The 12,340-nt window shown below is 61.9% G+C and carries 12 protein-coding genes; 10 read left to right on the top strand and 2 right to left on the bottom strand.

The features are described 5' to 3' along the window. Positions 1 to 171: 171 nt before the first annotated feature. A complete protein-coding gene (locus ACFFWD_RS18420) occupies positions 172 to 1,065 on the bottom strand; it encodes a LysR family transcriptional regulator (RefSeq protein ID WP_376967589.1) in 894 nt (297 codons plus the stop codon). 117 nt (positions 1,066 to 1,182) lie between these two features. Here ACFFWD_RS18420 and ACFFWD_RS18415 point away from each other — a divergent pair, with 117 nt between their 5' ends. The 9 genes from ACFFWD_RS18415 (at position 1,183) to ACFFWD_RS18375 (ending at position 10,985) form a co-directional block, all read left to right on the top strand. Continuing rightward, the gene (locus tag ACFFWD_RS18415) at positions 1,183 to 1,755 is read left to right on the top strand and encodes a cysteine hydrolase family protein (protein WP_376967587.1); all 573 of its coding nucleotides are present in this window, start codon (positions 1,183 to 1,185) and stop codon (positions 1,753 to 1,755) included. Further along, positions 1,755 to 2,879 (top strand): FUSC family protein, encoded by a 1,125-nt coding sequence (locus ACFFWD_RS18410; RefSeq protein ID WP_376967585.1) that lies wholly within the window; start codon positions 1,755 to 1,757, stop codon positions 2,877 to 2,879. Before ACFFWD_RS18415 ends, ACFFWD_RS18410 begins: the two co-directional genes overlap by 1 nt. A gap of 59 nt (positions 2,880 to 2,938) precedes the next feature. Then, positions 2,939 to 4,225, top strand: coding sequence for an MFS transporter (locus ACFFWD_RS18405; protein WP_376967583.1), 1,287 nt, complete (start codon positions 2,939 to 2,941; stop codon positions 4,223 to 4,225). After that, on the top strand, positions 4,222 to 4,809 hold the full coding sequence (locus ACFFWD_RS18400) for a hydrolase (RefSeq protein ID WP_376967581.1): 588 nt from the start codon (positions 4,222 to 4,224) through the stop codon (positions 4,807 to 4,809). The genes ACFFWD_RS18405 and ACFFWD_RS18400 overlap by 4 nt, the downstream gene beginning before the upstream one ends. A 42-nt stretch (positions 4,810 to 4,851) precedes the next feature. Beyond that, positions 4,852 to 6,048 (top strand): CaiB/BaiF CoA transferase family protein, encoded by a 1,197-nt coding sequence (locus ACFFWD_RS18395; protein ID WP_376967579.1) that lies wholly within the window; start codon positions 4,852 to 4,854, stop codon positions 6,046 to 6,048. 1 nt (position 6,049) lies between these two features. After that, a complete protein-coding gene (locus tag ACFFWD_RS18390) occupies positions 6,050 to 6,919 on the top strand; it encodes an HpcH/HpaI aldolase/citrate lyase family protein (RefSeq protein ID WP_376967578.1) in 870 nt (289 codons plus the stop codon). A 56-nt stretch (positions 6,920 to 6,975) separates the two neighbouring features. Then, positions 6,976 to 8,409, top strand: a complete 1,434-nt coding sequence (locus ACFFWD_RS18385; RefSeq protein WP_376967576.1) for an MFS transporter — start codon at positions 6,976 to 6,978, stop codon at positions 8,407 to 8,409. Between the two features lie 104 nt (positions 8,410 to 8,513). Next, positions 8,514 to 9,917 carry an MmgE/PrpD family protein gene (locus tag ACFFWD_RS18380; protein ID WP_376967574.1) on the top strand — a complete coding sequence of 468 codons (1,404 nt, stop codon included), beginning with the start codon at positions 8,514 to 8,516 and terminating at the stop codon, positions 9,915 to 9,917. Positions 9,918 to 10,241: 324 nt separating this feature from the next. Further along, entirely contained in the window at positions 10,242 to 10,985 is a 744-nt protein-coding gene (locus ACFFWD_RS18375) for a Crp/Fnr family transcriptional regulator (protein WP_376967572.1), read from the top strand. 196 nt (positions 10,986 to 11,181) lie between these two features. Here the strand turns inward: ACFFWD_RS18375 and ACFFWD_RS18370 are convergent, their stop codons facing one another. After that, on the bottom strand, positions 11,182 to 11,451 hold the full coding sequence (locus ACFFWD_RS18370; protein WP_376967570.1) for a hypothetical protein: 270 nt from the start codon (positions 11,449 to 11,451) through the stop codon (positions 11,182 to 11,184). A gap of 402 nt (positions 11,452 to 11,853) precedes the next feature. Here ACFFWD_RS18370 and ACFFWD_RS18365 point away from each other — a divergent pair. Next, the coding region (locus tag ACFFWD_RS18365) for a porin (RefSeq protein WP_376967568.1) at positions 11,854 to 12,340 on the top strand (487 nt) is incomplete at its 3' end.

Genomic DNA, 12,340 nt, shown 5'->3' with positions numbered 1-12,340 from the left:
CCACGACGTTGACCCATGATTAGCGTAGGGCCAAAAGGCGACGTCACCGAAACAGCCGGAAATGGGATGGTCCGGCCGTGCTCCAGCCCCGCCAGTACGAGAAGCACTGGCGGATTGTTCCGCGATCTGGCGGTGAACCAGGGTAGCCCGCCCTCTAAATTGCCTCGGTCATCAAGGCTTGTCACTGGCTGAGAGCTTGTAGAAGTTCTCCGCGGCAGGCGAGCTGTTCGCCGCGAGTGCGACGATGGTGATCTGCGTGCGGAGAGTCGGGGCGACTCGCAGCGGCCTATAAACGACGGCGTCGGGCCGCATGCTCGTCAGGCTATCCGGCACAAGTGAGAGCCCCATGCCGGCGGCGACCAGATTGATGGCGGTGGTGAATTCCGGCACCTCCTGGACGAGACGCATCCCGCAACCGGCCCGGGCAAACGCGGTGGCGATCTCGGCGCGCAGCGCGCCTTTTCCGTCGCGGCCGCGCGGCAGAATCAAAGGCTCGGTGTCAAGATCGGCCGGCTTGAGCGCTCGCCGGGTGGCGAGCGGATGCACGTTGGGTAGGGCCACCCTGATCGCCTCGGTCACGAATGGACGCCAACGCAACTCGGTGTCGCCGGGGATCGGAGGCCGGATGAATGCAATGTCGATGCGCCGCTCGACAAGTTGCGAGATCAACTCGATTGTATGGCCGTGGACGAGGGTCATCTGGACCTCGGGCCAGTGCTCGCGTGCCCGCTTCAGCAGACTTGAGACGGCGGGGGAAAACGCTGCCGATTCAGTGAGTCCAACAGCCAGCGTACCGGCCGTACCGCGCGCGACGTTCTGAGCGGTGCGGGCGGCGAGGCGAACCCGCTCGAGAATGGATTCCGCGTCCCGTCGAAACGCGGCACCGGCCGCGGTGAGTTCAACCCGGCGGCCGACCCGCCGCAGCAGCTCGACTTGCAACTCGTTCTCGAGCGCCTTGATCTGTTGCGTCAACGCCGGCTGGGCGAGCCGCAATGATTCCGCGGCACGCGTGACGTGCATTTCTTTCGCGACGGCGCAAAAATAACGAAGGTGCCTGAGCTCCATGACTGATAAGCATATATTATCATTCTTACACAATCAATATATTGGACCCCACTGAGCGGTTTTGCCGATAGTCCAGGCCAGCGAACATTCTGGCAGGCGGATCGAGTCTACATCGGCATGAACACGGCCCTTTTATTGTTGGACTATATTGTCGACATCTCGCATCCGGAGGGGAAAGTCGCTCGCTCAGCGGCGCACGTTTCCGCGCGCGGTGCGGTAGCGAAGGCGAACCAGGCGCTTGCGGTTGCGCGCTCGCGCGGCTGGCTCACGGTCCTGGTGAAGATCGGCTTCTCGCCGAGCTATCGCGAGCAACCGAAGCAATCGCCAATGTTTGGTCGGGCGCAAGAGTTCAGGGCGCTCGAGCTCGGCGGGGTAGGAACCGCATTCCATCCTGCTTTGCAGGTCGAGGCATCCGATCTCGTCATCGTCAAGCCGCGCGTCAGCGCGTTCTACGGTACGCCGCTTGAGCCCGCGCTGCGAGCGGGAAAGATCGAGCGGCTCGTCATCGCGGGGGTCAGCACCACCTGGGCCGTCCAGTCGACGGTGCGCGATGGGCATGACCGCGACTATCAGGTTGTCATCCTAGAGGATGCCTGCGCGGCGGCCGATGATGCTGACCATCGGCAGTCCATCGACACGCTCCAGACCATTGCCCGCATTATTGATGTCGCGGAGTTGGAGCGTCTGTGATGGAGCGAGTGAGGCGAGCGCTCGCGATCGATCCCGGCGCCTTTCTGCGGGCTGTCATCTTCGTTGCGCCCATCCTGGTGCTTTCTCTGTCATCGGGGTGTGAGTCCTGGCTTCAGGCGGCGCTGGTCGGCCTGTCGGCCCTCCTGGGGCGCGAAAGGTCCGGGCTCGCTTTGCCTGGCATGGTGTTGCATGGCCTCGCGATTCTGGCTGGCTATTTGTTGTTGAGCTTCGCCCTCTGGCAGCCCGTCGTGTTCGTTGCGTCTTGCACGGTCATCGCTGCCGCCGCCATTCGCCTCGACGCGCTCGGTCGCAAGCTCCGGGCGCTTGGAACGTTCACGTTCATCCCCTCACTCTATCTCGCTTGCGAGATCGGGAATGGATGCCGGGGAGTGGGTGGTTTGTCGTCTGCGGCCGAGTGCATTCTCGCGCCGGTGCCGCAAATGGCTGCGACCGTCGCGCTCGCGGTTTTGCTCGCCGGCCTCGGATGCGCTTACCAGCGGCGTGGAGCGGTTCGCAGTTCTTTTGTGCTCGCTCGCCCCGCCAACTTCGGGGCGCGAACGCAAAATGGTGCGGCCGTGCTGGCCGCGACCGTATCCGTCGCCATCACGGCGGCATTTGTGGAGTGGCGGGGTCTCCCGTCTGGACAATGGGCGATATGGTCCGCTGCGAGCATTGTCACCGCGGAAGCCGGAGCTGCCCACCGAAAGCTCGGGCTCCGTGTGCTTGGCGCGAGCGTCGGCGTCCCCACAGGGTTGGCATTGGCGTGCGCGGTTCCGCATGCGGCGTGGGCGTCCGACATCGCGATCCTGGGATCCGCCTTAACCCTCTTCGCCTTCAAGGATTACCTGACGGCGCTCACCCTTCGTTACGGCCTGACTGCGCTTGCCGTCGCCCTCTCGGGACAGACGGCTGCGCTCGCGGCGGAGCGCATCGTGAACGTCTCTCTGGGCGGCGCAATCGGACTGGCGTGCGTAGCTTCGGTCGGATGGATCGGTGAGGCCCTCCGTGGGGCGGGTGACCAGGCCGAGGATGGGCTCGGAACACAGCCGTCGTCGGATAGTTCGTTGGTCGGAACGGCGGACGTTGCAGCTTTCGCGCAATCCTGCGCTGTGAAGAAGAAGTAGCCCCACGCGCACGCGCAGCTTGCGCGTGCGTTCAGAGAGGGACATTGGGAGGAACGACTGTGCAGCACATCGATGCGCCGCTGTCCGGCGCAACACCAGCATATTCCGAAGACCACCCTCGGTCATGGTACGCCGAGGTAACGAACGACGCTTGGCGGGCGCTGCTAGCTGCCGGGCTCGGCTGGCTCTTTGAGGTGTTCGATATCTACATCCTGGCGCTGACGGCACCTGCCTTGATTGTTGTCTTCGCGTTATCGCACGCTGATGTCGGGCTGTTGACTAGCGTTTCTGCGGCGGGCGCGATCCTGGGCGGTATCGCGTTCGGCTGGGTCGCGGATCGGATCGGCCGCGTGCGGACGCTCTTTCTTACCATTCTGGTCTATTCGTTGTTTACTGGTGCGATCGCATTTGCGAGCTCGCTCGGCTGGCTCGTCGCCTTGCGGTTTCTCGGAGCGCTGGGAATGGGTGGTGCCTGGACCGCCGGCGCGTCGCTCGTCGCGGAGACTTGGCATCCGAACCATCGTGGCAAGGGTGGGGCGCTCATGCAGATGGGCCTGCCACTCGGATCCATGCTCGCGATCGCGGTCGTCGGCCTGGTCACCACGATGGCCGGCGGCCTGGAAGCGGGCGGCTGGCGTTGGATCTATGGCGTCGGCGCACTACCGATCGTCATCCTGCTGCTCGTTGCGCGCAACACGCCGGAATCGCCGGTCTGGCTGCGGGGCCGTGGCGAGAGGCAGCGCGGCGCGGGGCTCCGCGAGCTTTTTCGGGGGGAAGCGCGCCGCGGTGTCTTGATCGCCTTCGCCTTCATTTTTTGCGTGCAATACGTCTATTGGGCGGTCTTCACCTGGACGCCCACCTTTCTCGTCGCCGTCAAGCACCTCGCCTTCATCAAGAGCCTCGGCTTCACGCTGACGCAACAGTGTGGGTCGCTCGCCGGCTTCATCATTTTCGCGGCGCTCGTCGACCGGCTCGGACGTCGTCCGACATTCACGCTTTATCTCGTGGTCGGCGCCGGCGCGATGGTCATGTTCGTCCTCTCGGTCTCTTCCGGTCCGTTGCTCGCGGCCAATTTCCTGACCGGATTCGGTATCGGCGGCATCTTCGCGGGCATGGGTCCGTTCACGGCGGAATTGATCCGATCGACGCACGCGCGCGCTCTCGGCATGGCCATCGCCTATAACGGCGGCAGAGTCGGGGGACTCATCGCGCCATTCGTCGTCGGGCTGCTCGCGAGCGACGAGCGAGGATTTCAAGCGGGAATGCTCACGACGACCATCGCCTTCCTGCTGGCGATCACGGTCCTGTTGTTCGCTCCCGAAACCAAAGGAATGAAGATCGAATGACCCCTTACGAGATTCGTCGCGGCGATCCTGGGCAACGCCAGCAGGTAGAGGCCTGGCTCTTTGGGCTCGATCTGGTTTCTGAGGCCGTGCGCGAGCGCATGGTAACCGGCTGGATCAGTGCCTGGATATCGAGCTCGCATGCGAGGCTTGAAGACATTCCCTATGCTCTCGCGGCCCCCGGGTATCAACTCGCGCGTCACGTCAACGAAGTGACACGGACCGGCATCGCTTTAGCGCGCAGCGCCATGGAGGAATGGCGCGACGAATTCGATTTCGACGTGCTGGTGCCGATCCTTGCCATGCACGACGTCGACAAACCCCTCATGTATGTCCGTGATGGCGAGAAAGTTGCGTCTTCGAGACTCTCGCAGGAGCTGCCGCATGGCGTCGTCGGCGCCATGCTGCTCAAGGATCTCGGCTTTCCCCATCTGGTCGTGAGCACCGTGGCCACCCATGCAGCCAATGCGCCGTTCCACGGCCGCAGCCTGGAAGCCTATGTGCTGCACTATGCAGATTTCTTCGCGACCGACCGGACCTGCATGCGTGAAGGGGCAACGCCCTTTTACCAGCGGCATTGGCGTTGATGCGTGGAGCCCAATGATAAAGTTCATTGCTGATGATGGAGAATGCGCGTGAGTGAAGGACCGGCCGCCGGATTGAAGGTCATCGACGCGGCAACATTGTTCGCCGGACCAATGGCAGCGACGTTGCTGGGGGACTATGGAGCCAATGTGCTGAAGATCGAGCACCCGAAGGGCGATGGCTCTCGTACCCACGGCCCATCGCGTGACGGAACGCCGCTGTGGTGGAAGGTGGTTGGGCGTAACAAGCGCGCCATCACGCTCTATCTCGGGTCTCCCGACGGGCAACGTCTCTTTCGCAGGCTGGCGCGCGATGCGGATGTCGTCATCGAAAACTTTCGGCCGGGAACTCTCGAGAAATGGGGGCTGAGCTATGAGCAGCTCGCCGCGGAAAACCCCGGTCTCATTCTCCTGCGGGTGACGGCCTTCGGCCAGCGTGGACCCTATAGCCCTCGGCCAGGGTTCGGGACCATCGCGGAGGCGATGAGTGGTTTTGCTTCCATCACGGGGCACCCGGAGGGACCGCCTACTTTGCCACCGTTCGGCCTCGCGGACGGAATCTCCGGGATCGCGGGGGCGCTTGCGGTGATGATGGCCGTGAACGCCCGCCATCGGACAGGTAGGGGGCAGGTGATCGATCTGGCACTGATCGAGCCGATCATGGCCGTGCTCGGTGCGCAGGCGATCACCTATGATCAACTGGGCAGGGTCCAGAAGCGAACTGGAAACCGATCCGACAAGAATGCGCCGCGCAACACCTACAAGACGGCCGACGGCAAGTGGGTCGCGGTTTCGACGTCGTCGACCTCAATCGCGGCGCGGGTGATGCGGCTTGTCGGCCTTCCTGAGGTCGTCAATGAGCCCTGGTTCCAATCGGCCTCGGGGCGACTGCAGCATGTCGAGTCGCTCGATAGCAAGGTAGCGGAATGGATCGGCGCGCGACCGATGAAGGAGGTCGTCCTTGCTTTCGAGGAAGCAGAAGCTGCGCTCGCGCCGGTGTACGACATCTCGGACATCTTCGAGGATCCGCAGTATCGCGCCCTCGAAACTATCACGACGGTTCACGATCCCGAGCTCGGACCGGTCCGGATGCAGAACGTGATCTTCCGGATGTCGGAGACCCCGGGGGCGGTCCGTTGGAGCGGGCGCCCCTTGGGAGCGGACAACGAACAGGTCTTCAAGGAAGAGCTTGGGTTGAGCGATGCCCAGATCGCCGCGATGAAAGAGGCGGGAGCGATCTGAGATGCCGATCAGATCGTATCTCTATGTCCCGGGAAACAGGCCCGACTTGCTCGAAAAGGCGCTCGGCAAGGGCTCTGATGCATTGGTTCTCGATCTGGAGGATGCGGTCCCTCCCGCCGAGAAGACGCGGGCGCGCCACGTCGTGAGTGAGTTCCTGGCTGTTTCGCCTGCAGCGATCGTCTTCGTGCGCCTGAATGGCGGTGCCGCCGCATTGCAAGACGTTGCCGTGCTCAATGCGCGTGGCCTCGCGGGCGTACTCCTTCCGAAGGCCGAGGAGCCCGACCTCATTCGTCGCCTCGATGATCAACTGACGCTGCTCGAGGCGGCGGCCGATCAAACCTCGGGGCGCATCCTGATCCAGCCGCTCATCGAAACGGTCGCAGGGTTGTACGGCCTGGATGACCTCGCCGCGGCGTCGGCGAGGATCAAGCGCTTCGCATTCGGTGCGGCTGATTTCGTGCGCGATATGCGTGCTGAACCGACGCCGGCGCGCGTCGAGACGCTGTATGCGCGAATGCGACTCGTCGCGCGCTCGCGGCTCTTGCGGCTGGAGCCGCCGGTCGCGCACGTGTTCACCCCGATCAACGATAGCGAGGCTTTGCGCCAGGCCTGCTTCGAAGATCGCGCGCTGGGTTTTTTCGGACGCTCCTGCATCCATCCTTCGCAAGTCTCGATCGTCAACGCAGCATTCGATTCCAGCGCCGAGGATATTGCCCGCGCCCAAGCCATTCTCGCGACCTACGGCAAGGCGGCAGCGGAAGGGCGGGGCGCGCTTGTTCTCGAGGACGGAACGTTTGTGGATGAGGCGGTCGCGGCGCGAGCGCGGGAGACGCTGTCAATCGCGTCAAACAGTGATCCGGGAAGTAGGTGACAGCACCGGCGGTACGACCTGACGAGCTAAAATAACAAAGAATGAGGGTTGGAAAATTGGATCAGGGGCTTCCCGCCGCTGCGGGTTCGAGCGCGGATGCGGTCAATATCGCAGGGCGTCTCGAGCGTCTGCCGCTGTCGCGCTTTCACGTCTTGGCTTGCGCCCTCGTCGGAACCGCGATGTTCTTCGATGGCTATGATATTGCCCTGACCGGGCTCGTCATGCCGTCGCTCGTCAAGGTTGGGCTCCTGGCGGAGCCACAGAGGGCTTGGCTTATTTCCCTCTCGTTGCTCGCGGCAGCTCTGGGATCGGCGCTGTCGGGCATCATCGGAGATCGATACGGCCGACGAAAGCTGATCATCGCGAATATCGTGATCTATGGGCTTGCGAGCCCGGCGTGTGGGCTCGCGCAGAGCTACCCGACCCTGCTGGGTCTCCGAATGCTGACCATGCTTGCACTCGGCATGCAGATCCCCGCTGGCTACTGCTATCTGAGTGAGCTGGTACCCAAACTTCACCGCGGTCGGATGCAGTCCATCGTCGCCCTTCTCATCAACGGATCTCTCCCGGCCGGCGCGCTCGTCGCCTGGCTCATCGTGCCGAATTTGCCGTCCGATGAAGGCTGGCGCGCGCTCTTTTTTCTCTCCGCCCTCGTGCTGCCGCTCGCCCTCTCGCGGCCTTCGGTGCTGCCCGAAAGCCCCCGCTGGCTGGCTTCGGCAGGGCGCCTGGCCGAGGCTGATCTAGGCGCAGCCGAGATCGAGAAGAACTTGCGGGCACGAGGCACAGTTCTCTCGGAGCCTGAACCGTTACCGGATCCGGTTCAGGATCTCGGCTGGTCCGCTCTCCTCACTGGCGGCACGCGACGACGGTTTGCTTTGGCGGTACTGTTCCAGATATGCCAGCTCTCTGCGGTGTTCATCTTTGCGAGCTGGTTGCCGACAATCTTGATTGGGCGAGGATTCGATGGTGCATCGGCCTTTGCGTTGTCCGGCCTGAGCTTCGCCGGCGGTGCCCTCGGTCCCGCGCTTGCGATCGGGCTATCCGATCGATTCGAACGACGGCGACTGCTTGTCGCCGCATCATGCTTGGCGGCGGTCGCGGCATTCGCCTATCCGCTGCATGCGTCGGCGTTGTGGCTCACGTCCTTGGGGCTTGTGCTGACGACGACCATCTATTTTGTTTCGGCGACGGGATTTGGAATCTATCTTCCGGAAATATTGCCGACCGGCGTGCGCTTGCGCGGAATCGGGGTGGCCACTCTGCTTGGGCGGATGAGCTCGGCGCTGACCCCGTTTGCGGTTAGCGGAGCATTGCGGCTCGTCGACAATCCATTGTCGGTCGTGGGCGGCGTCGGGCTGCTATATCTGCTGATGGTTCCAGCGTTTCTTTTCCTCGGGCCCGACACCGCAGGTCGCAGCCTCGAGGCGCTCGAGCATTCGGACCTCACTGAGCAGCAGAGCGCTCTAAGGTCGCGATACTGCCTCTCTTGAAAGGCAGGCCGCAAATTCCAAGTTGCAGGAAATTAAGGAAACCAACGATGATAAAGACAGTCGACCGGCGTTCTGTGCTCCTGGCCAGCATGGGGCTCGTTCCGATGTGTGCGCAGATGCTGGCCACTGGGGCTCATGCGCAAGGCGATCTCGCGCATGAGCTCGCGCGCTACGTGGCGGAAATCGAGTTCGATGCGCTCGATCAGGCGACGATCGAAACGGTGAAGTCGCATCTCATCGACGCGCTTGGATGCGGCGTTGCCGCGTATGGGGAAGCGCCGGTTCGCGCGTGCAGGACGGTGGCTCTTTCCTCGCCCGGAGGCCCCTCGACCGTCATTGGAACCCAGCGGCGCACGAGCCCGGATCTCGCGACGTTCGCCAACGGTGCCGCGTTTCGCTACTATGATTTCAACGATGTCTATATTGGAAGGGAGCCGGGACATCCGAGCGACAACATCACAGCGTGCCTCGCCGTTGCCGAGGCCGAGAATCGGTCCGGGCGCGATTTGCTCGTGTCGATCGTCCTCGCCTACGAGATCGCCTGCCGGCTGATGGATGCCGCGGAATTGACGCGAATGGGGTGGGACCATCCGATCTATAGTCTGCCGGCCGCGGCCCTGGCGGCAGGCAAATTGATGCGGCTACCCACCGAGCAGCTTGCGCAGGCGGTGAACCTTGCCGTCAACGGCCACATCGCCATGAACCAGACGCGGGTGCAGGTCCTGTCCGATTGGAAGGGACTCGCCGATGCGGACGCGGCGCGCAATGGTGTGTTCGCGGCGCTTCTGGCGCGCCAGGGCGTGACCGGTCCTGCGCCGGTCTTCGAGGGGCATGCCGGATTGTTTAAACAGGTTTCTGGTCCGTTCGCACTTGAGGTCAACGAGTTCGGCGGCAAAGGCGGAGGCTTTCGTATCCATGATTGCGGGGTGAAACTGTATCCGGCTCAGGGGGGAACGCTGACTGCGATCCCCGCAGCGGGGAGGGTTGCTGCTCAGGTCGGCGATCTTGACCAGATATCGTCGGTCGAAATAGCGACCACCCAATTCACATATCTTTCGGCGGGCCGGGATCCGGAGAAATGGGCACCGGAAACGAAGGAGACCGCGGATCACAGCCTGCCCTATATCGTCGCAAGGGCCATGCTCGATGGCGAGATCACCAACGACAGCTACTCCGCGACCGCTATTCGCGATTCCAGAGTTCGTGCGCTGCTGAAAAAGATCTCGGTGAAGCCGGATGAGGCGTTGACCAGGATGTCGCCGAGAGCCATTCCGAACAGGGTGAGTGCGGTTCTCCACGACGGGCGCGTGATCTCGCACCAAGTAGACACCATTCCGGGGCTCGCCGGAATGCCGATGAAACGCGCTGACTTTGAACGAAAATTCCGCAAGAACGTTGCGAAAGTCTGGAATGAGTCGAAGCAGGATCAAGTGCTCGACTACATCTGGAATATTGATCAGCAGACAAGTCTTCAGGAGTTCTTTTCGCTGACTGTAATCGAAGGATAAGTGTCTCGACCAGATGGAAGCGAAGCCGGTTATGCTGATTCGTGCGGGACAGATCGGGGCGTTCGCTCTGCCTGGATGGCGGCAGAATCAGCTCGAGCAGGCACGCGCACTGTACCTCAACGATCTCACTCTCGGGGCGGAGGGCCTCCATAGCCCCTGCATTGAACTGAGCATTGATAAGACGGGATAATGCGAACTTGGATTCGACGGAAAGCGACGAGCCGCTTGGGAAAGGTTCGTTGTCTTCGCGGCGTGCTTCGACCTGGAGCGCAAGCACACGGGGACAAACCATTGGGAGAATCGCCTATTCGGGGGAAAGACTAAATGCTTGCGCAGTCCAACAATCGTGCCTCTGTAAGAAACTCAATTCTGGCCAGTCTCTCTCTACGGGACCTTGCGGCCATAGGTGGGTTTCTCGAGCCCATCATCCTAAAAGAGCGCATGGTCTTGCATGAGCCGAGAAGGCAAGTCGACTACGTTTACTTCATTGAGTCCAGTGTCAGCTCGCTGAGGATTGTTGCGGCGGGAAGTATCCTTGAGACGGCCGTAGTGGGATATCGAGGAGCGGTCGGAGCGTCGTTTCTGCTCGGAGCTCATCTCCCAATCCACCAATCCGCCGTGCTCTTTCCTGGGAGCGCTCTGAGGATCCGCGTCGACGATTTGCGTCGCGTCGTGAACGAGCGCCCTCAAATCCGGGGACACCTCGGGCGATATGTTCAAGCACTCCTCATGCATTCCGCTCAAACTGGACTCTGCGGTGTTCGGCACGATCTGGAGCAGCGGTTGGCGTGCTGGCTCTGCTTGGCATCCGATGCATTCGATGGCGCCGTTCTTCCGGTTACGCACGACTACCTTTCTGCCGTGCTGGGATTGCGTCGTGCGGGGGTAACCGAGACGCTTATCCGATTTGAGGAGCAGGGGTTGATCCGCAAAAAGCGGGGCGTCTTGCAGATAGACGAGCGCAAGCGCCTTCAGCAGCGCGCTTGCAGCTGTTACAGCATTATCTCAAATGCGTATGTTTCAGCTGAAGATATGAGCGCCGCGCATCAAGCGGAGTCTTTATGCTAGCCGATCGCTGCGCGCGCTGATCCATCCTTCCCACATTCTGAACGAGGCGATCGATCATGGCGATCGGGTCGAACGTCTCCGCGCGGACCGGAGATATCGTGTTTGTCTCTGGCGTCCAGCCTTCGTTGGCAGCTTCGGTGGCGTCGCGGTGGCTGGCATCGTATGAACGGCGAATGTTCAACCGAGCGATGCTGGTCTAAGCGGCCTTGTTCTGGTTGACGAAGTTGACCCACAGGCCCGGCATTCCTGGAAACGCTTCTGGTAGGCGTGGGGCTGACACGGAGGAGGGGAAGGCCAAAGAGTTTTGCGGTCCGTTGACCCATTCAACGGTACAGTGCGGTTCATCCCATTGAAGTCGGCCGAATAAAACTTGATTTGCCAGAGTTCGCAGTTGATTGGTGACGCCGAGAACAGCTTGTTGCGCGATACCTCCAATTGACCAGGCGCCGACATTGACCTGGTTCAAGACTGCGCGATCAGCGGGCGATGGCGCAGTGCCTGGCAAAGGTGACGTTCGTCGCGCAAGTTTACCTGTTCGGTTCTGCCGCAAAGCAACCCAGTGTACGTAGCGACGTTTGCGATGCCCGACGGTTCGTTGCGGACCGTTGTGTCCTCACGAAAGCACAGTCTGCGCAGCGAATGGACGTTCTGTTCTCTCCGTACAAAGTTCGAACTCCTATTTCCGAAGCAATCTGTCAGCGTAGCGACACGCGCCGTGGAGGTCGCGCGCTGCAACGCTCGTTGGCAATTTGATCAGTTGGTTCGCGAAGACGCTGCGTGGTCAAGGATGACGAGGGGGCAAGAGTGGTCGGTCTCAGTCCGGGCGGCGGAGTCGATCGCTTTGAGACGCAATAACTTGGAGGTTAACATGAAATTGATTAAGAGCCTGATCCTCGGCCCTGCGGCGACACTAATCGCGGTGGGCGGAGCTCTGGCGGCCGATCTTCCCGTCAAGGCCAAAGCGGTCGAGTATGTGAAGGTGTGCTCCCTGTATGGTCCCGGATTTTACTACATCCCGGGCACCGACAGCTGTATCAAGCTCGGCGGCTACCTGCGCTCGGACGTTCTCGTGAACAGCAACGCAGTCAATATCGGCAACATCTCGGGCGCGGGAGGCGCGAACAATCGCTTCACGAACGGCTACACTTGGCGCTCGCGTGAAGGCTTCAACATCGATACCCGTACGGCGACCGAGTACGGGGTGCTCCGTACCTTCTTCGATGCGACGTTCAGCTGGACGTCGGGCACCTACGCAGGCAACGGCCTTGGCGGCACCGTTTATGAGGGTGGTTTTCCGAACAATGCCAGCTCGGGTGTCGTCGCTGGCGGTACGGTCGGCGTCTACTACGCCTTCG

Origin of the sequence: Bradyrhizobium erythrophlei (assembly GCF_042430365.1) — a bacterium.
Taxonomy (GTDB): domain Bacteria; phylum Pseudomonadota; class Alphaproteobacteria; order Rhizobiales; family Xanthobacteraceae; genus Bradyrhizobium; species Bradyrhizobium erythrophlei.
This window is presented reverse-complemented; position numbering and strand designations above follow the sequence as displayed.

Coding starts and splice junctions, on each gene's coding strand:
- ACFFWD_RS18380 (WP_376967574.1), top strand. CDS start 8,514: ATGTGTGCGCAGATGCTGGCCACTGGGGCTCATGCGCAAGGCGATCTC.
- ACFFWD_RS18415 (WP_376967587.1), top strand. CDS start 1,183: ATGAACACGGCCCTTTTATTGTTGGACTATATTGTCGACATCTCGCAT.
- ACFFWD_RS18390 (WP_376967578.1), top strand. CDS start 6,050: ATGCCGATCAGATCGTATCTCTATGTCCCGGGAAACAGGCCCGACTTG.
- ACFFWD_RS18400 (WP_376967581.1), top strand. CDS start 4,222: ATGACCCCTTACGAGATTCGTCGCGGCGATCCTGGGCAACGCCAGCAG.
- ACFFWD_RS18420 (WP_376967589.1), bottom strand. CDS start 1,065: ATGGAGCTCAGGCACCTTCGTTATTTTTGCGCCGTCGCGAAAGAAATG.
- ACFFWD_RS18375 (WP_376967572.1), top strand. CDS start 10,242: ATGCTTGCGCAGTCCAACAATCGTGCCTCTGTAAGAAACTCAATTCTG.
- ACFFWD_RS18410 (WP_376967585.1), top strand. CDS start 1,755: ATGGAGCGAGTGAGGCGAGCGCTCGCGATCGATCCCGGCGCCTTTCTG.
- ACFFWD_RS18395 (WP_376967579.1), top strand. CDS start 4,852: ATGCGCGTGAGTGAAGGACCGGCCGCCGGATTGAAGGTCATCGACGCG.